Raw genomic sequence first — 19668 nt, forward strand, 5'->3', positions numbered from 1 at the left:
ATCGAGCGCCGCCCGCGGCCTTGCGCTGATCGGTCGCTACCTGAGCGCGTGAGCGGTAGAATTGCGCGATTACCGCAATCCCCAGGCCCGTTTCGCCCATGAACACCCAGAGCATCATCGTCCCGAAACTCTCCACCGTGCCGGTGCACGAGGCCCGCGCCCGGGCCATCCTGCGCTGGCTGGTGCGCGAAAAAGTGGTCGAGGAGCAACTGACCACTTGCGGTCGCACCGGCAACCGCATGGGCCATGCCCTGGCCGAAGGCGCGCGCAAAATCGCCCTGCACCCGCAAAAGCTGCCGTTTGGCGCGCCGGTCAACGGCCTGGAAGTGATGCTCAAGCGCTGCATCTATACCCCCACCGAGGGTTTCCTCGAAGAAGCCGGCTGCCCCGAGTGCCGGCGCGAGGTGGGCGAACCCTTGTTCGAAAGCCTGGAAGAGTGGATGCCGGGGGTGAGTGACAACTTCACCTGCCCCTTGTGCGGCTTCGAGGACGACATCAATGGCTTCATTTACCTGCAGCCATGTGCCTTTTCCAACCTGGGGTTCATCTTCAACAACTGGGGCGAGGCCGGGTTTACCCAGGCCTTTCTCGACAGCTTCGCCGACTGGCTGGACCAGCCGGTGGCGGTGGTGCAGGTAAAACTGCCAGAACGCTGACCGAAGGCCCTTATTTTGCATTGAGCGGCGCGCCGTGGATGAGTATAATGGCGCGCTTCCATTTTTCCCGCCCGGGAGCCCCCGCGATGCTGCGTATCAGCCAAGAAGCCCTGACTTTCGACGATATCCTCCTTGTACCTGGCTACTCCGAGGTACTGCCCAATGAAGTCAGTCTCAAGACCCGTTTGACTCGTGGCATCGAGCTGAACATCCCTCTGGTTTCCGCCGCCATGGATACCGTGACCGAAGCGCGCCTGGCCATTGCCATGGCTCAGGAAGGCGGCATCGGCATCATCCACAAGAACATGACCATCGAACAGCAGGCCGGCGAAGTACGCAAGGTCAAGAAGTTCGAGGCTGGCGTGGTCAAGGACCCGATCACCATCGAAGCCGACGCCACCGTGCGCGACCTGTTCGACCTGACCCGCCTGAACAACATCTCGGGTGTTCCGGTGCTGGAGAACGGCGACCTGGTCGGTATCGTCACTTCCCGTGACGTACGCTTCGAAACCCGCCTGGATGCCAAGGTGCGCGACGTGATGACGCCCAAAGAGCGCCTGGTCACCGTGCGCGAAGGCGCCGACAAGAACGAAGTCCGCGAGCTGCTGCACAAGCACCGCCTGGAAAAAGTCCTGATCGTCGACGACAAGTTCAGCCTCAAGGGCATGATGACCGTCAAGGACATCGAAAAAGCCAAGGCCTACCCGCTGGCCAGCAAGGACGACCAGGGTCGCCTGCGCGTCGGCGCTGCCGTCGGCACCGGCAAGGACACCGGCGAGCGTGTTGCCGCCCTGGTAGCGGCTGGCGTTGACGTGGTTGTCGTCGATACTGCTCACGGCCACTCCAAAGGTGTGATCGACCGCGTTCGCTGGGTCAAGGAAACCTACCCGCAAGTTCAGGTGATCGGCGGCAACATCGCTACCGGTGCTGCGGCCAAGGCCCTGGCGGAAGCCGGCGCTGACGCCGTCAAGGTCGGTATCGGCCCAGGTTCGATCTGCACCACCCGTATCGTCGCCGGTGTCGGCGTACCGCAAATCAGTGCCATCGCCAACGTTGCAGCGGCACTGGAAGGCACTGGCGTGCCACTGATCGCCGACGGCGGCATCCGTTTCTCGGGTGACCTGTCCAAGGCCATCGTCGCCGGTGCTTCCTGCGTGATGATGGGTTCGATGTTCGCCGGTACCGAAGAAGCCCCGGGTGAAGTCGAGCTGTTCCAGGGCCGTTCCTACAAGGCCTACCGCGGCATGGGCTCGCTGGGTGCCATGGCACAGGCGCAAGGCTCCTCGGACCGTTACTTCCAGGACTCCTCGGCCGGTGCCGAGAAGCTGGTGCCGGAAGGTATCGAAGGCCGCGTACCATACAAGGGCGCCCTGGCCGCGATCATCCACCAGCTGATGGGCGGCCTGCGTTCGTCCATGGGTTACACCGGCAGCGCAACCATCGAAGAGATGCGCACCAAGCCGGAGTTCGTGCGCATCACCGGTGCCGGCATGGCCGAGTCCCACGTGCATGACGTGCAGATCACCAAAGAAGCCCCTAACTACCGGGTCGGCTGAAGCCTCCAGCGGTAAGTAGCAAGCTTCAAGCTCCAAGCGGTAGTTGCGTTGCAGCAGCTACCGCGTTTTCCCCGATCAACTTGCAGCTCGCAGCTAGACGCTTGCAGCTGCACCAGAGATTGAGTCATGGCCCTCGACATTCACGCTCACCGCATCCTGATCCTCGATTTCGGTTCCCAGTACACCCAGCTGATCGCCCGCCGCGTGCGCGAAATCGGCGTGTACTGCGAACTGCACCCGTTCGACATGGACGATGAAGCGATCCGCGAATTCAACCCGCGCGGCATCATCCTCGCCGGCGGCCCCGAGTCGGTCCACGAAGCCAACAGCCCGCGTGCACCGCAGGCCGTGTTCGACCTGAATGTACCGTTGCTGGGCATCTGCTACGGCATGCAGACCATGGCCGAGCAGCTGGGCGGCAAGGTCGAAGGTTCGGACCTGCGCGAGTTCGGTTATGCCCGCGTTGACGTGGTCGGCAAGAGCCGGCTGCTCGACGGCATCGAAGACCACGTTGATGGCGACGGCGTACTGGGCCTGGACGTGTGGATGAGCCACGGCGACAAGGTCACCCAGATGCCGGGCAACTTCAACATCCTGGCCAGCACCCCGAGCTGCCCGATCGCCGGCATGTTCGACGACGCGCGCGGCTACTACGGCGTGCAGTTCCACCCGGAAGTGACCCACACCAAGCAAGGCGGTCGCATCCTGTCCCGCTTCGTGCAGGACATCTGTGGCTGTGAAGCCCTGTGGACGCCTTCGAACATCGTCGAAGACGCCATCGCCCAGGTGCGTCAGCAAGTCGGCTCGGCCAACGTCCTGCTGGGCCTGTCTGGCGGTGTCGACTCCTCCGTGGTAGCTGCGCTGCTGCACCGCGCCATCGGCGACCAGCTGACCTGCGTCTTCGTCGACAACGGCCTGCTGCGCCTGCACGAAGGCGACCAGGTGATGGCCATGTTCAAGGAGAACATGGGCGTCAAAGTGATCCGCGCCGATGCCGAGAAGCAGTTCCTCGACAACCTGGAAGGCGAAGCCGACCCGGAGAAGAAGCGCAAGATCATCGGCCGCACCTTCATCGACGTGTTCGATGCCGAAGCCAGCAAACTGGACAACATCCAGTTCCTCGCCCAGGGCACCATCTACCCGGACGTGATCGAGTCGGCCGGCGCCAAGAGCGGCAAGGCCCACGTGATCAAGTCGCACCACAACGTGGGTGGCCTGCCGGAGGAAATGAACCTCAAGCTGGTCGAGCCGCTGCGTGAACTGTTCAAGGACGAAGTGCGCAAGATCGGCCTGGAGCTGGGCCTGCCGTACGACATGGTCTACCGCCACCCGTTCCCGGGCCCGGGCCTGGGTGTGCGTATCCTCGGTGAAGTGAAGAAGGAGTACGCCGACATCCTGCGTCGCGCCGACCACATCTTCATCGAAGAGCTGCGCAAGGCCGACTGGTACCACAAGACCAGCCAGGCCTTCGTGGTGTTCCAGCCGGTGAAATCGGTTGGTGTCGTGGGCGACGGCCGTCGCTACGCCTGGGTCGTGGCCCTGCGTGCTGTCGAGACCGTGGACTTCATGACCGCGCGCTGGGCGCACCTGCCTTACGACCTGCTGGAAACCGTCAGCGGCCGTATCATCAACGAAATCGACGGTATCTCGCGCGTGACTTACGACGTGTCGAGCAAGCCGCCGGCCACCATTGAGTGGGAATGAGTTGAGCCACAAGGGCGCTGCAAGGCGCCCTTGTTGTTTGCGGTTCGCAAAGTGGTTGATGGTCTTCAATGGGCTACATGACGCATGCCCCGCATCCTGAGGAAGATGTCCAGATCGGAAAGATGCTCTAGTCGTCGCTCATGAATGGTCGGCCAGTCTGCTCGCTCGATGTAATAGAAGCGTCCATCGCGTTTGACGGGGGTGCGGCGCAGGCTAAGGTCGCGGCTGCGATTGATCAGGTACGTGTCGCTGTCGATATGTTCAAAGGTGTAGTCACCCGGCCTGATCAGCAATGTTTCAAAATCGGTCGCCGCTGTGGTGAATGGCTCAATCGAGGTGCGCAGCCGTATGTCGCTTTTCAGGTGCCAGACTTTGCCCCCCTTTTCTGGCGCGTCTACACCAGGGTCGACCGCATAGCTGTCGACGCCTCCGACCGGAGTATCCTCGACGCGCAACCCTACCACGCCTTCGGTTTCTGCCAGGCCTGTAACGCCATGGAAGTTATTGGCATGGGTGTTACCGACCAATGCGACCCATTTGCCTGGCCCGCGGGCAGCCTGGTCAGCTTCGATGATCAGGTGAGCATAGAAATTCATCATCTCCTGACGTGCCACAGGGGATGGTGGCGTTGCCCACGCCTGGCGGTAGCTTGCCATGCAGTCGATGGACTGGATACGCAAGCCGTTTTTCTGCGCCTCCAGCAATACCCGGCGGAAGGTGTATCGGCCTGCCAGGTCGGTCTGGTGTCCAAAGTCCTGTGCGGTGATATAGCGGTCCAGCGCTGTGGGCAGTTGGCCGCTGCGGTTGAAGGCGTCCAGGTCGGCCTGCTGGAAGTCGGTCGTGAAATGTTCCATGTACAACGTCTTGACCTTCAGCTTGCGTAGCACAGCCATGTTGTCGATCAAGAAGCGCTTGCTACCCAGGCTGCTATGCGCCTCGCCTACCACCAGGCCCTGGCTGTTCTCATAGATGTTTTGCAGGATCTGTTTTGGCGTTGTTCCGGGGCTTATGTCTGGTAATCGAGGGCGCGCAGGCGCTTGCACAGTAGCCATGAAGTCGCGGGCATCCGTAGCCAGTTGTTCGCGAACCGTGAGAAAGCGAGCGACGGCCGCTAGCCTGTCAGGGTCATGAATATTGATTCGCACCCCTGTTAGCTCTTCGTCTGCCACGTCTTTGAGTGAGGCGCGCAAGTCGGCAGGCACTTCGTAAGGTGTGGCGGCTAGCGCAGGCTGGCTTGTCCCGGTGGCGCGGCGCCCCCAGATTTTAAGCCTCGGGAGCATGCCACCCTTGAGCCCGCCCCGGTCGACGGGATACCAATGGCCCTCGTCATCCAGCCGGATGGGCTGGCTTTTGTAGAAAGAGAAGGGGTTCTCGGGAGGCACAATGGCCCAGGTTTTCAGCTCGGGCGCAAAGCGCACCTGATAGGGTAGCTCGTCGATCAGTACATAGAACTGCCCATCCTGCGTATAGATACCTTGGAGTGCTCCTGTGCCGGGCTCGCCGCTCAGTAGAACGTTGGTTTCGAATGGGCTAAGCAACGGCCAGCCTTCTGCGGGCTGGAACGGCGCAGGGACCCAGGCTTTCACCGCATCCGTCACGCTGGCATCCTCCTCCTCGCCCTGGACCACTTCGCCGGCCGTGGCTGGATCTTCTGCCGAACCTATGTTTTTCCCTGTGCCTGCTTCAGTGACCTCGGCCAGTTCTGCAATGGGTTGCCCCGGCGCACTCAGGAGAAACGTGGCGTTGAACAGGGTTTCGATGGCCGAAAGAATTGCGCCTGTTACGCCTGCCTTACGTTCGCAGGTTGTATGGCCACTGATCGCTTGATCGATATTGAGGCCAGTTTCTGCCATGCCGGCACCCACCAGGGCCAACGCAACGGGCCAGTCCACCGCAGCCATGGGGCCGAAGACTCTCAGCGACGCTCTCAGGTAGCCGATCCACAGTTGTTTGCGCAAATCGTCATTCGAGCGCAGGGAAAAGTGCGCATCATCGAGCATTCGCTGATGGGCCTTGTCGCGCAGCCAGCTAAAAACATCGCCATCGATTCGCTGATCGAGCGTGTTAAGGCCGGAGTAATCATCTTTTCCCCAGCCTTGATACAGCAGGTCGACAAGGTGGTTGAGCCCGATGCTGGTATTGCCCTCGTCACGATCTTGGAGGGAGAAGTGCGCCATGAAGCGGGCCCGGTTTTCGGCCTGATTGCAGTGGTTGAGCACCCACCAGAACAGCGCCTGATCATTCTCGAACACCTGCAATGCATCGACATCGCCGGGCAAGTAGACAAGTTGCCTGCCATCTTGCATTTGTACGCGCAGGATATCCGTAGCCACATGTCCGCCGATATCGAATGTGCATGCACGAATACCCTTGCCCGTTGCAGACTGATGTTGCAGTGCTTCTATCGAAGGCGGCCAGGAGATGTCTCCCACCAAGGCTTGGGTGACTTCCCGGCAACACTTTGCAAGCCCTGACGTGGGGGCCTGTGCACAGGCTTCTAGCACTTTGCTCAGGAAGTTGGCCTTGGCCAATGTACGAAAGTTCTCGGAATGCGTTGACCAGAATGACTTCAACCGGCTTTTGAAGTGACTGGCGAAATCGATGCTCCAGAAGTGCTCCAGGACATTCCTCGCGTCGAGTCGCACTTCGTTGAGCTCGTCGTAGGCATCTTTGCCAGGGCCATCGCTGTAGAAACCGACGAGGTAGCCGAGCAAGTCGGCATTGTCCTGATCATTGGCATCGAAGCGGTGCATGACCAGCTGGGGCAATGTCAGGGACTCGTACGGTGGGTCCAGATGTTGCCATCCGTTGAAGGTTCTGGGGCTGCTGACGGCGGTGTGAAACCGGTGCAGATAGACGCTGTCGGGGTCATGTGCCTGCAAGCCATGCCGGTCAAGGATCTGCTGCGCGACCTCTCGCGCCATCTGGCGCATGTCCGGGCACGTTTCACTCACTTGCCTGGCCAGCTTGGTCAGCGAATCAAGGGTATCTGGTTGCGGTTTGCCAAGTAACATAAGGGCTCTCAAGGGTCGAGGGTGAGGGCCGGAAAGTGGCAGAAACGGTGCCGTGGTGGCGGTATATAGTGCCTGCCAGGTGTGCTCAGGGCAGCGCTATGCAACACTTCACTTAATCTTTCCCATTTGCAGGTGTATCGTATTCGCCCTTCATCGCCAGCCGTGCTGGCAGCTTGATTGCGCTTAAACGAGGTACCCGCACCGATGTCCTTCACCCGTCGACAAATGCTCAAGGGCCTGACCGGCCTGGTTGTAGTAGGCCTGGGCGCCGGAGGCGCAGCGCGGTACTGGCTGGGTAAGGTCGAGGACGAGAATGCCGGGCACGACTACGAGCTGATCGCGGCGCCCCTGGAGGTCGAGCTTGTGCCCGGCTTCAAGACCGAGGCCTGGGCGTTCGGCCCGTCGGCGCCAGGTACCGAGTTGCGGGTTCGCCAGGGCACCTGGCTGCGGGTACGGTTCATCAACCATCTGCCGGTGGAAACCACCATTCACTGGCATGGCATCCGCCTGCCGCTGGAAATGGACGGTGTGCCGTATGTGTCGCAGTTGCCGGTCAAGCCGGGCGAGTATTTCGACTACAAGTTCCGTGTGCCTGACGCCGGCAGCTACTGGTACCACCCGCACGTCAGCAGCTCTGAAGAACTCGGCCGCGGCCTGGTCGGCCCGCTGATCGTCGAGGAGCGTGAGCCAACCGGTTTTTTGCATGAGCGCACGCTGAGCCTGAAGAACTGGCACGTGGACGAGCAGGGTGCCTGGCTGCCCTTCAGCATCCCCCGGGAAGCGGCGCGCAATGGTACCGCCGGCCGGCTGATCACCATCAATGGCCAGGCTGACTCGGTCACCGAATTACCGGCCGGGCAGGTGGTGCGCCTGCGTCTGCTCAACCTGGACAACACCTGGACCTACCGCCTGAACCTCAAGGGCGGCAATCACGAGGCCAGAATCTACGCCCTCGATGGCAACCCGGTCACCCCGCGTGTGCTCGATGACGAGTACTGGCTGGGGCCAGGCATGCGTGTTTGCCTGGCGATCCGCATCCCCGAGGCAGGTGAAGAGATTTCCCTGCGCGACGGCTTCGTGCGCTTGGGCACCTTGCGCTCGGTAGCCAGCAACGATGCGCCCAGCGACTGGCCGCCTGCCTTGCCGCCGAACCCTGTGGCCGAGCCGGACCTGGAGAATGCCGAGAAGCTGAACTTCAATTTCGAATGGGTGGGCAAGGTTTCGGTCAACACCGAAAATGGCAGGCCGCCAAGCCTGTGGCAGATCAATGGTCAAGCCTGGGACATCACCGACAAGACCTGCGCCGACCGGCCGATTGCCACGCTGCAAAAAGGCAAGAGCTACATCTTCGAGTTGAAGAACATGACCCAATACCAGCACCCGATCCACCTGCATGGCATGAGCTTCAAGGTCATTGCCTCCAACAGGCACAAGATCGTCGAACCGTGGTTCACCGACACCTACCTGCTGGGCAAGAACGAGCGGGCCCAGGTGGCGCTGGTGGCCGATAATCCAGGCACCTGGATGTTCCACTGCCATGTCATCGACCACATGGAAACCGGCCTGATGGCCGCGATTGCGGTGGTCTGATGCGCCCACAGATCATCGATCGCAGCCGTGATCAGGAATTCATGCGCATGGCCCTGGACCTGGCGGCACAAGGTGCCGCGCTGGGCGAGGTGCCGGTGGGCGCGGTGCTGGTGCAGCACGGCCAGGTGATCGGGCAGGGCTTCAACCGGCCGATCATCGACAGCGACCCCAGTGCCCATGCCGAGATGGTCGCCATCCGCGCGGCGGCAAAGTCTGCGAGCAATTACCGCCTGCCGGGCAGCACCCTTTATGTGACCCTGGAGCCTTGCAGCATGTGCGCGGGGCTGATCGTGCATTCGCGGGTCGCCCGGGTGGTGTATGGCGCGCTGGAGCCCAAGGCCGGCATCGTGCAGAGCCAGGGGCAATTTTTCAGCCAGGGCTTCCTGAACCATCGGGTAATGTTCGAAGGAGGGGTGCTGGCCGAGGAATGTGGCGCAATCTTGAGCGAATTCTTCAAGGCGCGGCGCGCCAAGGTGTAGGAGCGGCCTCGTGTCGCGAAAGGGCTGCAAGGCAGGCCCGCCTTTAATGCCTCAATACTGAACCCTGGACAGCTGTGCGGGCCTTTCGCAACACAAGGCAGCGCCTACATCGGCGGCGACTGTTCCGCCGGTTTGTCCTTGTTGACCCCCGGTACGTGCAGGTTGCCCTCGGCCACCTGGCCCTCGAGCTGCGGCTGGGTCACCCAGGTGAGGATGTCGTAGTAGCGGCGGATGTTGGCCACGAAATGCACCGGCTCGCCACCACGGGCGTAACCGTACTTGGTCTGGCGGTACCACTGTTTCTGCGACAGGCGCGGCAGCATCTTCTTCACGTCCAGCCACTTGTTCGGGTTGAGCTTTTCTCGTTTGGCCAGCGTGCGCGCGTCTTCAAGGTGGCCGCTGCCGACGTTGTAGGCCGCCAGGGCGAACCAGGTGCGGTCTGGCTCCTTGATGCTGTCGTCGAGCTGCTGCTTGACCAGCATGAAGTATTTGGCACCACCTTTGATGCTCTGCCTCGGGTCCAGGCGGTTGGACACGCCCATTGCCTGGGCGGTGCGCTGGGTCAGCATCATCAGGCCGCGTACGCCGGTCTTGGAGGTGACTTCCGGTTGCCACAAGGATTCCTGATAACCGATCGCGGCCAGCAGGCGCCAGTCCACCTGTTCGACCTTGGCGTAGCTCTTGAAGTATTTTTCGTATTTGGGCAGGCGCTGCTGCAAATGCTGCGCAAATGTGTAGGCGCCCACGTAACCGAGCACGTCGACGTGGCCGTAATAGCGGTCTTTCAAACGCTGCAGGGTGCCGTTTTTCTGCGATTTGTCGAGGAATTCGTTGACTTCGTTCAGCAGGCTGTTGTCTTCGCCCGGGGCGACCGCCCAGCGTTGGTTGCGGGTTTCGCCAAGGTCGAAGGCCACCCGCACGTTGGGGAAGTACACCTGGTTCATCGCCAGTTCGTTGGAGTCGACCAGCGTCAGGTCGACCTGCCCTTCATCGACCATGCGCAACAGGTCGACCACCTCCACCGCGTCGGACTCTTCGTATTCCAGGCCCGGGTAGCGCCTTTTCAGTTCGGCCAGCTGGTCGGCGTGGCTGCTGCCTTTGAGCACCATGATCTTCTTGCCGACCAGGCCCTTGGGGTTTGTTGGGCGCGAGCGGCCGTTGCGATAGATAACCTGAGGGGTCACTTCCAGGTAAGGATGGGAGAACCTGGCCTGGGTCTTGCGCCGCTCGCTGCTGACCAGGCCGGCCGCTGCCAGCACCGGACCGGACGGTTTACCCAGGTCGTCGAACAGTTCGTCGAGGTTGTCGGCGGTCTCGATCTCCAGCTTGACGCCAAGATCGTCGGCGAAACGCTTGACCAGCTCGTACTCGAAGCCGGTTTCGCCGTTGCGGTCCTGGAAATAAGTGGCCGGGCTGTTGCGGGTGATCACGCGCAGCACGCCGTCCTCCTTCACGCGCTCGAGGGTGCTGGGTTTTTCAACGCAGGCACCGAGCAACAGAAAGAGACCGGTTGCGAAAAGCCATTTGGCGCAACGCTGGCGCAAAGCAGTATGGGCGAACATAGCTTGCAGTATACGCAAAGGACGGGGGGCGCCATATCTCGACAACTGCCAGGTTGTCTGGTAGCGCGTTCTGTGATGCAAGCTGCAAGCGGCAAGAAAAATGCGACCTACGCGCCACCTGTTTTTTCTTGTAGCTTGCAGCTTGCGGCTTGTCGCTTTTTTTGACCCCGAAGTCCGGTTCCGCCGCCCGGCAGCATTGCCCTCTGGCGGGTGCCGCAAGCCGCGGAATTAGGCTAGAATGCACGGCCTCTAAGCACACCCCTTCCTGAGGCTGTCCCGACGATGTTGATCCTGCGCGGCGCTCCTGCCCTTTCTGCCTTTCGCCACGGTAAATTACTCGAGCAACTGAGCCAGAAAGTCCCCGCTGTTACTGGTTTGTATGCCGAATTTGCCCACTTCGCCGATGTCGACGGCGAGCTGACCGCCGACCAGCAGCAGGTGCTGGGCCGTCTGCTCAAGTACGGCCCGAGCGTGCCGGTGCAGGAGCCGACTGGCCGCCTGTTCCTGGTCGTGCCGCGCCTGGGCACCATCTCGCCCTGGGCCAGCAAGGCCAGCGACATCGCCCACAACTGCGGCCTGCAGTCGATCCAGCGCCTGGAGCGTGGCATCGCCTACTACGTTGCCGGTGACCTGAGCGACGCCGACGCCGCCGTTGTCGCCGCTGAACTGCACGACCGCATGACCCAGCGCGTGCTGGCCCAGCTGGAGCAGGCGAGCGACCTGTTCAGCCACGCCCAGCCCAAGCCGATGACGTCGGTCGATATCCTGGCCGGTGGCCGCGACGCGCTGGCCAAGGCCAACATCGAGCTGGGCCTGGCCCTGGCCGAAGACGAGATCGACTACCTGGTCAACGCCTTCCAGGGGCTCAAACGCAACCCGAACGACATCGAGCTGATGATGTTCGCCCAGGCCAACTCCGAACACTGCCGCCACAAGATCTTCAACGCCAGTTGGGACATCGACGGCCAGGCTCAGGAAAAGAGCCTGTTCGGCATGATCAAGAACACCTACCAGATGCACAGCGAAGGCGTGCTGTCTGCGTACAAGGACAACGCCTCGGTGATCGTCGGCAACGTTGCCGGCCGTTTCTTCCCGAACCCTGAGACCCGCCAGTACGGCGCGGTGCAGGAGCCGGTGCACATCCTGATGAAGGTCGAGACGCATAACCACCCGACCGCCATCGCTCCGTTCTCCGGTGCCTCCACCGGCTCGGGCGGCGAAATCCGTGACGAAGGTGCTACCGGCCGTGGCGCCAAGCCAAAAGCCGGCCTGACCGGCTTCACCGTGTCCAACCTGCGCATCCCGGGCTTCGAACAGCCATGGGAGCAGGCCTACGGTAAACCTGAGCGTATCGTTGACGCCCTCGACATCATGATCGAAGGCCCGCTGGGTGGCGCAGCGTTCAACAACGAATTCGGTCGCCCGGCTCTGACCGGCTACTTCCGTACCTTCGAGCAGGCCATCAACACCCCGCACGGTGAAGAAGTGCGCGGCTACCACAAGCCGATCATGCTGGCCGGCGGTATGGGCAACATCCGTGAAGACCACGTACAGAAGGCCGAAATCACCGTCGGCGCCAAGCTGATCGTGCTCGGTGGCCCGGCCATGCTGATCGGCCTGGGCGGCGGCGCCGCTTCGTCGGTCGCCACCGGTGCCAGCTCGGCGGACCTGGACTTCGCCTCGGTGCAGCGCGAAAACCCGGAAATGGAGCGCCGTTGCCAGGAGGTCATCGACCGTTGCTGGCAGCTGGGCGACAAGAACCCGATCGCCTTCATCCATGACGTTGGCGCCGGCGGCATTTCCAACGCCTTCCCTGAACTGGTGAACGACGGTGGCCGCGGTGGCCGCTTCGAACTGCGCAATGTGCCCAACGACGAGCCGGGCATGGCCCCGCACGAAATCTGGAGCAACGAATCGCAGGAGCGTTATGTGCTGGCCGTCAGCGCTGTCGACTTCGAACGCTTCCAGGCCATCTGTGAGCGCGAGCGCTGCCCGTTCGCCGTCGTTGGCGAGGCGACCGAAGAGCCGCACCTGACCGTGACCGACAGCCACTTCGGCAATACGCCGGTGGACATGCCGCTTGACGTGCTGCTGGGCAAGCCGCCGCGCATGCACCGTTCGGTAACCCGCGAAGCCGAACTGGGCGATGATTTCGACCCGAGCAAGGTGGACCTGGACAGCGCCGTGCAGCGTGTCCTGAACCACCCGGCGGTTGCCAGCAAGAGCTTCCTGATCACCATCGGCGACCGCACCATCACCGGCCTGGTGGCCCGCGACCAGATGGTCGGCCCATGGCAGGTACCGGTGGCCGACTGCGCCGTCACGGCCACCAGCTTCGACGTGTACACCGGTGAAGCCATGGCCATGGGTGAGCGCACGCCGCTGGCAGTGCTCGACGCGCCAGCGTCCGGCCGCATGGCGATCGGTGAAACCCTGACCAACCTGGCTGCCGCGCAGATTGAAAAGCTGTCCGACATCAAACTGTCGGCCAACTGGATGTCCGCTGCCGGCCACCCAGGCGAAGACGCCCGTCTGTACGACACCGTCAAGGCTGTCGGTATGGAGTTGTGCCCGGAGCTGGGCCTGACCATTCCGGTCGGCAAGGACTCCATGTCGATGAAGACCAAGTGGAGTGAAGAGGGCGTCGAGAAGAGCGTCACTTCGCCAATGTCGCTGATCATCACCGGCTTCGCCCCGGTCACCGACATCCGCAAGATCCTGACCCCGCAACTGCGCATGGACAAGGGTGAGACGGACCTGATCCTGATCGACCTGGGCCGCGGCAAGAACCGCATGGGCGCTTCGATCCTGGCGCAGACCTACGGCAAGATCGCAGCCCAGGCTCCGGACGTCGACGACGCCGAAGACCTCAAGGCGTTCTTCGCCGTGATCCAGGGCCTGAACGCCGACGGCCACCTGCTGGCCTACCACGACCGTTCCGACGGCGGCCTGCTGACCACCGTGCTGGAAATGGCCTTCGCCGGCCACTGCGGCCTCGACCTGCAACTGGACCCGCTGACCGACAACAGCAATGACGTGCCGGCCATCCTCTTCAACGAAGAGCTGGGCGCAGTCATCCAGGTTCGCCAGGATGCTACCCCGGACGTGCTGGCGCAGTTCAGCGCCGCAGGCCTGGGTGAAGGTTGCGTGGCGGTGATCGGCAAACCGGTCAACAACGCCGAGGTGTCCATCAGCCTGAACGGCCAGGTGCTGTTCGACGACGACCGTCGTATGCTGCAGCGCCAGTGGGCCGAGACCAGCTACCAGGTTCAGCGCCTGCGTGACAACGCCGACTGCGCTGACCAGGAGTTCGACGCGCTGCTCGAAGAAGACAACCCGGGCCTGTCGGTCAAGGTTGGTTACGACGTCAACGAGGACATCGCTGCGCCGTACATCAAGAAGGGCGTGCGCCCGCAAGTGGCGATCCTGCGTGAGCAGGGCGTCAACGGCCAGGTCGAGATGGCTGCCGCCTTCGACCGCGCCGGCTTCGCCGCCATCGACGTGCACATGAGCGACATCCTCGCTGGCCGCGTCGACTTCGAAGCCTTCAAGGGCCTGGTTGCCTGCGGTGGTTTCTCCTACGGTGACGTGCTCGGTGCCGGTGAAGGCTGGGCCAAGTCGGCCTTGTTCAACGCCCGTGCCCGTGATGCCTTCCAGGCCTTCTTCGAGCGTACCGACAGCTTCGCCCTGGGCGTGTGCAACGGTTGCCAGATGATGTCCAACCTTCACGAGCTGATCCCGGGCACCGAGTACTGGCCGCACTTCGTGCGCAACCGCTCGGAGCAGTTCGAAGCCCGTGTGGCCATGGTCGAGGTGCAGAAGTCCAACTCGATCTTCCTGCAGGGCATGGCCGGTTCGCGCATGCCGATCGCCATCGCCCACGGCGAAGGCCATGCCGAATTCGCCAGCGAAGAGGCACTGCTGGAAGCCGACCTGTCCGGTTGCGTGGCCCTGCGCTATGTCGACAACCACGGCAAGGTCACCGAAGCCTACCCGGCCAACCCGAACGGCTCGCCGCGTGGTATCACCGGCCTGACCAGCCGCGACGGCCGCGTGACCATCATGATGCCGCACCCGGAGCGCGTGTTCCGCGCCGTGCAGAACTCCTGGCGCCCTGATGAGTGGCAGGAAGACGCCGCGCTGATGCGTATGTTCCGTAACGCGCGCGTCTGGGTGAACTAAGGCGTGTACAAGCTCGCCTTCTTCGTCCCGGCCAGCCACGTCGACGTGGTCAAGGCCGCCGTGTTCGCCGCCGGTGGCGGGCGTATCGGCGACTACGACCACTGCGCCTGGCAAACCCTGGGCCACGGCCAGTTTCGCCCCTTGGACGGCAGCCAGCCGTTCCTTGGGCAAACCGGCCAGGTCGAGGTGGTGGAGGAGTGGAAGGTGGAGCTGGTGGTGGCCGACGACCTGATTGCCCAGGTCGTCGCTGCGCTCAGGCAGAGCCATCCTTACGAAACACCGGCCTACGAAGTCTGGCGCCTCGCCGATTTCTAGGCCGAGCTGAGTTCATCGCCGGCTTGCCGGCGATGAACCCGGTTCATTCAGCGACGCTCTGCGGCGCTTGCCCCTCCCGCCGCAACCCGGCACACGCCAGCAACCCCACCTCGAACAGCACCCACATCGGCACCGCCAGCATGGTCTGTGAGAACACATCCGGCGGCGTCAGGACCATCCCCACCACAAAGCAGCCGACAACTACGTAGGGCCTGCTGCGCCGTAACGTGGCCACGTCGGCCAGCCCCACCCAGACCACGATGAACGTTGCCACCGGGATCTCGAAGGCCAGGCCGAACGCCAGGAACAGCGCCATGATGAAGTCCAGGTACTGGCTGATGTCGGTCATCATCGCCACGCCGTCCGGCGTCACGCTGGCAAAAAAGCCGAACATCATCGGGAATACCAGGTAGAAGGCGAACGCCATGCCGGCGTAGAACAGCACAATGCTCGACACCAGCAAGGGCAGGGCGATGCGCCGCTCGCGGCGGTAAAGGCCCGGCGCAAGAAAACCCCAGGCCTGATGCAGCAGCAGCGGCATGGCCACGAACAGCGCACACATCGCGGTCAGCTTGAACGGTGTGAGAAAGGGCGAGGTGACACTGGTGGCGATCATGCTGGCGCCTTCCGGAAGGAAGCGGCGCAGCGGTTCGGAAATCAGTGTGTAGAGCTGCTGGGCGAAGGGGAACAGGCCGGCGAACACCAGCGCGACCAGTAGCAGGCAGCGCACCAGGCGCTTGCGCAGGTCGCGCAGGTGACCGGTGAGCGGCATGTGTGCCGCCGGGTCCAGGGCGATACTCATGAGGTGGTCTCCCGAATGACCGTGGCCGTTGCAGCGTCAGTGGCCGGTTCCGCCTTGAGGCTGATGCCCTGGCGCAGCTCCTGCTCGAGGCGTTGCAATGGCGCGCTGTCGAGGTTGGGCATGTCGATTTCGCGTTCCATCTGCGCGCGCAAACCCTGCATTGCCCGGCGCGCCTGGCCCAGGCCACGGCCCAGCGTACGCGCCGCGACGGGCAAGCGTTCCGGGCCAAGCACCAGCAGCGCGACGATGCCCACCAGCAGCATCTCGCTGAAGCCTACCTCGAACATCAGGCCTGCCGATCCGCGTGCGGCTGTGGCGCAGGCGAACGGGTCAGTGGCTCCTGTTGTACCTGCGGTGCTGCAGTTTGGGTGCTGGCATCGCTGTCGCCCCCCATGGACTTGCGAAAGCCCTGGATCGCTTCGCCAACATCACTGCCCAGACCCTTGAGGCGTTTGGTGCCAAACAGCAGAAACACGATCATCAGTACGATCACCAGCTGCCAGATTCCGATGCCACCCATTACGACCACTCCTGTAAGGCCATGAAAAGAAAGGCCAATCCTGCCTCGCGTAGATGACGCGAACATGACTGCAAGGTATTTGCAATCTGCCTGCAACAACTCCCCTGTTGACTGGCGCCTTGTTCGATAAGAGGAGTGCTGCGCCATGGGTGGCAAGCGACAGCAGGGCGCCGCGCTGCTGATGGTGTTGGTGGTACTGGCGATGCTCGCAGCGGGTATGGCCTGGCTGGTGGAGGACGGGCGGCGTCAGGTCGATGACGTACAGCTGCTGCGCCAACGGGTACAGGTGCGGGCCATGGAGCAGGCTGGCCTGGCCTATGCCGAGCAGGCCTTGCGTGACCCCGCCTGGCGGCTTAGCCCGCTGTTCTGGCAGGCGCTGCGGGGGCAACCGTTGACTTACGATTTTGGCGCCGGCCAGGCACAACTGCGGGTGTACGACCAGCACACCTGTTTCAACGTCAATGCGCTGCTGGGGGATGACGGTGAACGTGCCGAGCGCCAGCTACGGCGTTTGCTGGGCGACAACATGGCCGCGCAACGTCTGGTCGACGCCTTGGCAGACTGGCTCGACAGCGACAGCGATGCACGCCTGCAAGGCGCCGAAAGTGCCCAGTATCTGCGCCAGCAGCCGCCTCGTCTGGCGGCCAACCAGCCGATGCTGGACACCAGTGAGTTGAACCTGCTGCTCGAAGCGGATGCCTCGCGCCAGCGCCGTTATCCGATGTTGTGTGCTTTGCCGCAGACGACCGGCTGGCGCCTGAATGCCAATGCTGTAGGCCTGGAGCATCTGCCATTGCTGGAGGCGCTTTATGAAGGGCGGTATCCCCGCTCGTTGCTCAGCCGCATCGTCAGTGGTCGGCCGGCGTCGGGCTATGTAGATGCCGCAGCGTTGCGTCAGGCGCTGGGGGCGGTGGATGACGAAACGTTTGAGCGGTTGAGCGAAGGGTTGCTGCTCAACAGTGGGCATTTTCAGTTGCAGCTTTCGTTCGAAGAACAGGGCAGGACGATACGCAGCGCGTTTGAGCTGGAGGCGTTGGGAGTGGTGCAGTGGCATGCGCGGGTGCCGGCGCAGCAGGTGCGGGTGAAGAGTCGGGCACCAATGGCCTGGTGATCATGTTCAAGGGCTGCCGTGCAGCCCAATCGCCGGCAAACCGGCTCCCATACCTGTAGGAGCCGGCTTGCCGGCGATTGGGCCGCGCAGCGGCCCTGATGCAAAAACGGATCAGACGGTCCCGATCTCCCCGCCATCATCGCGCTGGATCACCACGGTCGAAGCCCTCGGCCGTACCGTGGTCCCCGCTGGGGTCACATCGGTGGCCTTGTCGGTGTAAGGCCAGTTTTCCGGGTGCTGGATATTGACGAACATCGACTTGTTGTCCGGGCTGAAGGCAATCCCGGTCACCTCGCTGCCGTTCGGCCCGACGAAGAAGCGGCGCAAGTCCACCTGGTTCTGGGCATTGACCGGTATTTGGTTGCCAGCGGCATCCACCAGGTCGGTAGGGATCACCGCCAGCAACTGATCGTTGGTGTAATCGGTGACCGTGCTCTCGCCGTTGTCAGTCTCGAACCACAACACGCCACGGCTATCGAAGCTCATGCCGTCGGGGCTGGCGAACTGGTTGAGTTCGGTCAGGCCCGAGCGGTTGATGTCTGCGGTGCCGGCGGCGTTGGCACCGAACACGAAGATATCCCAGGTGAAGCTCACGTGATCGTCGCTGTCGTGCCAGCGGATGATGTGGCCGTGGCGGTTCGGGCCACGCGGGTTGGCCGCATCGACTTTTTCCGGGGTGCGCGCACTGTTGTTGGTCAGGGTCAGGTAGACGTCGCCATTGAGCGGGTTTACCGCTGTCCATTCCGGGCGGTCCATCGGCGTTGCACCCACTGCATCGCCTGCACCACGGGTGTTGAGGATGATGCCTGCCAGGTCACCGTACAGCGCCCCGAGGGTGCTGCCGGCAGTGGTGGCGGTGGTCACGTCGAGCAGGATCCACTCGCCCGTGCCGTCTGCATTGAAGCGGGCCACGTAGAGGTTGCCCTGGTCCATGTACTTGGCGCCGGTGGCCAGGCGGTCGGCCGGGCTTGCGTCGGCGGCATCCCACACCGCGGTGGAGACGAACTTGTACAGGTACTCGTTGTTGGAGTCGTCGCCCATGTACCAGACCAGCGGTTTACCGACCACCGGCAGGCCCGGGCAGCAGCCTTCGTGGCGGAAGCGGCCGAGTGCGGTGCGCTTGGTGGCCAGGGTGCTGCTGTTGTACGGGTCGATCTCGACGATGTAGCCATAGGTGCTGGCTTCGTTGCGGTAGTCGTCGGTGGCGCTGGCACCTTTGATGGTCACGTCGAAGCGGGCGAATTCATCGTTTTCTTCGGTGCTGTCACCAGCAGCGGTCTCCCACTTGTACTGGCCGGTGGAGGTGCCTACGCCGATGCGTCGCTGGTCCTCCGGACGGGTGTCCTTGTTGACGAAAATGCCAGGCCAGTTCTCTTCGCAGGTCAGGTAAGTGCCCCACGGGGTGTAGCCGTTGCCGCAGTTGTTGTTGGTGCCGCGGCAGTGCGTGCCGTCAGCCGAATACTTGGTCTTGACGTGGTCGGTGCCACGCAGCGGGCCAGTGATTTCCATGCGTGAGGCGGTGGTGAAACGGCGGTTGAGCGGGTCGTTGTCGACCACCTGCCAGCGCCCGTTGAGCTTCTGCAGGCGCACCACGCCGGCACCGTGGGCGTTGATTTCCTTGCGCACTTCTTCGGCCGGGCGATTGCCGCTGGCGTCGGTGGTCGGGCCGTTGGGGTGCAGGGCGGCGGCATCGATGTATTCGAAGTTGATCGCCAGCAGGCCGTCTTCGGAACTGCCATTGATGGGGAAGAAGTGCATGCCGTCATGGTGCATGCCCATGGCATTGGCCTGGTCGCTGGAGGTATTGCTGCCGTCCGGTTTCCAGGGGTTGGCGTTGCTGTTGATCGGCGTGCCCCACGGTGCCAGCACGTAGGCACTGTAGCCGGCGGCGACGACACAGGCGTCGGTGCGTGAACCCGCGATGGACTGGAAGCCCAGCGCCAGTTTCGGTACTTCAGGTTCGGTAACCGGCGGCTCGGTGGCCGGGTCATCGTTGTCGGAACCGCCACCACTGTCGAAGCAGCCGGTCAGGCCGGTACCGGCAATCATGGCGATAGCGGCACCCAGGCTGCCGCGCATCACGCTGCGACGGCTAAGGTAGGCGTCCATGACGCTGGCCATCGGCAGGTTGCCACTGTGGTTGCGGTCCAGGTTGTCGCCGGTTTCTCGACTCATCA

At 62.8% G+C, this 19668-nt stretch carries 14 protein-coding genes; 8 read left to right on the forward strand and 6 right to left on the reverse strand.

Translation table 11 applies throughout. The annotated features are described in order from the left end of the window. Positions 1–98: 98 nt before the first annotated feature. The 3 genes from BLX42_RS03605 to guaA all read left to right on the forward strand — a co-directional run bounded on the left by BLX42_RS03605 (position 99) and on the right by guaA (position 3916). On the forward strand, positions 99–656 hold the full coding sequence (locus BLX42_RS03605) for a hypothetical protein (protein WP_046784400.1): 558 nt from the start codon (positions 99–101) through the stop codon (positions 654–656). A gap of 86 nt (positions 657–742) precedes the next feature. After that, positions 743–2212, forward strand: a complete 1470-nt coding sequence (gene guaB, locus BLX42_RS03610; protein ID WP_008094438.1) for an IMP dehydrogenase — start codon at positions 743–745, stop codon at positions 2210–2212. Between the two features lie 126 nt (positions 2213–2338). Beyond that, positions 2339–3916 (forward strand): glutamine-hydrolyzing GMP synthase, encoded by a 1578-nt coding sequence (gene guaA / locus BLX42_RS03615; protein WP_012316007.1) that lies wholly within the window; start codon positions 2339–2341, stop codon positions 3914–3916. 65 nt (positions 3917–3981) lie between these two features. On the opposite strand, the gene BLX42_RS03620 is transcribed toward guaA, so the two are convergent. After that, complete coding sequence (locus BLX42_RS03620) at positions 3982–6930, reverse strand: membrane-targeted effector domain-containing toxin (RefSeq protein WP_161871165.1); 2949 nt, start codon at positions 6928–6930, stop codon at positions 3982–3984. A gap of 204 nt (positions 6931–7134) precedes the next feature. Between BLX42_RS03620 and BLX42_RS03625 the strand changes: the two genes are divergently transcribed. Beyond that, positions 7135–8520 (forward strand): multicopper oxidase family protein, encoded by a 1386-nt coding sequence (locus tag BLX42_RS03625; protein ID WP_046784398.1) that lies wholly within the window; start codon positions 7135–7137, stop codon positions 8518–8520. Next, complete coding sequence (gene tadA / locus BLX42_RS03630) at positions 8520–8999, forward strand: tRNA adenosine(34) deaminase TadA (protein WP_115273981.1); 480 nt, start codon at positions 8520–8522, stop codon at positions 8997–8999. The genes BLX42_RS03625 and tadA overlap by 1 nt, the downstream gene beginning before the upstream one ends. A 104-nt stretch (positions 9000–9103) precedes the next feature. Here tadA and mltF read toward each other — a convergent pair whose 3' ends face one another. After that, complete coding sequence (gene mltF / locus BLX42_RS03635; protein WP_115273982.1) at positions 9104–10561, reverse strand: membrane-bound lytic murein transglycosylase MltF; 1458 nt, start codon at positions 10559–10561, stop codon at positions 9104–9106. 282 nt (positions 10562–10843) lie between these two features. Between mltF and purL the strand changes: the two genes are divergently transcribed. Both purL and BLX42_RS03645 read left to right on the forward strand, forming a co-directional pair. Further along, entirely contained in the window at positions 10844–14743 is a 3900-nt protein-coding gene (purL, locus tag BLX42_RS03640) for a phosphoribosylformylglycinamidine synthase (protein WP_161871166.1), read from the forward strand. A gap of 3 nt (positions 14744–14746) precedes the next feature. Then, on the forward strand, positions 14747–15058 hold the full coding sequence (locus BLX42_RS03645) for an NGG1p interacting factor 3 protein, NIF3 (RefSeq protein ID WP_039603162.1): 312 nt from the start codon (positions 14747–14749) through the stop codon (positions 15056–15058). Positions 15059–15101: 43 nt separating this feature from the next. Here the strand turns inward: BLX42_RS03645 and tatC are convergent, their stop codons facing one another. Genes tatC through tatA form a run of 3 tightly spaced genes read right to left on the reverse strand, consistent with a single transcriptional unit; the run spans position 15102 to position 16380 of the window. Then, complete coding sequence (tatC, locus tag BLX42_RS03650) at positions 15102–15860, reverse strand: twin-arginine translocase subunit TatC (RefSeq protein WP_115273984.1); 759 nt, start codon at positions 15858–15860, stop codon at positions 15102–15104. Next, a complete protein-coding gene (gene tatB, locus BLX42_RS03655; protein WP_046784393.1) occupies positions 15857–16147 on the reverse strand; it encodes a Sec-independent protein translocase protein TatB in 291 nt (96 codons plus the stop codon). Before tatB ends, tatC begins: the two co-directional genes overlap by 4 nt. Then, positions 16147–16380 (reverse strand): twin-arginine translocase TatA/TatE family subunit, encoded by a 234-nt coding sequence (gene tatA / locus BLX42_RS03660; protein WP_046784392.1) that lies wholly within the window; start codon positions 16378–16380, stop codon positions 16147–16149. Before tatA ends, tatB begins: the two co-directional genes overlap by 1 nt. 145 nt (positions 16381–16525) lie before the next feature. Here tatA and gspK point away from each other — a divergent pair, with 145 nt between their 5' ends. Next, entirely contained in the window at positions 16526–17491 is a 966-nt protein-coding gene (gene gspK / locus BLX42_RS03665) for a type II secretion system minor pseudopilin GspK (RefSeq protein ID WP_115273985.1), read from the forward strand. A 111-nt stretch (positions 17492–17602) separates the two neighbouring features. Here gspK and BLX42_RS03670 read toward each other — a convergent pair whose 3' ends face one another. Then, on the reverse strand, positions 17603–19666 hold the full coding sequence (locus BLX42_RS03670) for a PhoX family phosphatase (RefSeq protein WP_161871167.1): 2064 nt from the start codon (positions 19664–19666) through the stop codon (positions 17603–17605). Positions 19667–19668 lie beyond the last annotated feature (2 nt).

This window comes from Pseudomonas sp. SG-MS2 (assembly GCF_009933855.1).
GTDB lineage: Bacteria > Pseudomonadota > Gammaproteobacteria > Pseudomonadales > Pseudomonadaceae > Aquipseudomonas > Aquipseudomonas putida_E.

Bases quoted from the DNA above. Each gene is read 5' to 3' on its own strand.
- tatA (WP_046784392.1), bottom strand. From the start codon at position 16,380: ATGGGTGGCATCGGAATCTGGCAGCTGGTGATCGTACTGATGATCGTG.
- guaA (WP_012316007.1), top strand. From the start codon at position 2,339: ATGGCCCTCGACATTCACGCTCACCGCATCCTGATCCTCGATTTCGGT.
- gspK (WP_115273985.1), top strand. From the start codon at position 16,526: ATGGGTGGCAAGCGACAGCAGGGCGCCGCGCTGCTGATGGTGTTGGTG.
- BLX42_RS03670 (WP_161871167.1), bottom strand. From the start codon at position 19,666: ATGAGTCGAGAAACCGGCGACAACCTGGACCGCAACCACAGTGGCAAC.
- BLX42_RS03625 (WP_046784398.1), top strand. From the start codon at position 7,135: ATGTCCTTCACCCGTCGACAAATGCTCAAGGGCCTGACCGGCCTGGTT.
- guaB (WP_008094438.1), top strand. From the start codon at position 743: ATGCTGCGTATCAGCCAAGAAGCCCTGACTTTCGACGATATCCTCCTT.
- tatB (WP_046784393.1), bottom strand. From the start codon at position 16,147: ATGTTCGAGGTAGGCTTCAGCGAGATGCTGCTGGTGGGCATCGTCGCG.
- tadA (WP_115273981.1), top strand. From the start codon at position 8,520: ATGCGCCCACAGATCATCGATCGCAGCCGTGATCAGGAATTCATGCGC.
- BLX42_RS03605 (WP_046784400.1), top strand. From the start codon at position 99: ATGAACACCCAGAGCATCATCGTCCCGAAACTCTCCACCGTGCCGGTG.
- mltF (WP_115273982.1), bottom strand. From the start codon at position 10,561: ATGTTCGCCCATACTGCTTTGCGCCAGCGTTGCGCCAAATGGCTTTTC.
- purL (WP_161871166.1), top strand. From the start codon at position 10,844: ATGTTGATCCTGCGCGGCGCTCCTGCCCTTTCTGCCTTTCGCCACGGT.
- tatC (WP_115273984.1), bottom strand. From the start codon at position 15,860: ATGAGTATCGCCCTGGACCCGGCGGCACACATGCCGCTCACCGGTCAC.
- BLX42_RS03620 (WP_161871165.1), bottom strand. From the start codon at position 6,930: ATGTTACTTGGCAAACCGCAACCAGATACCCTTGATTCGCTGACCAAG.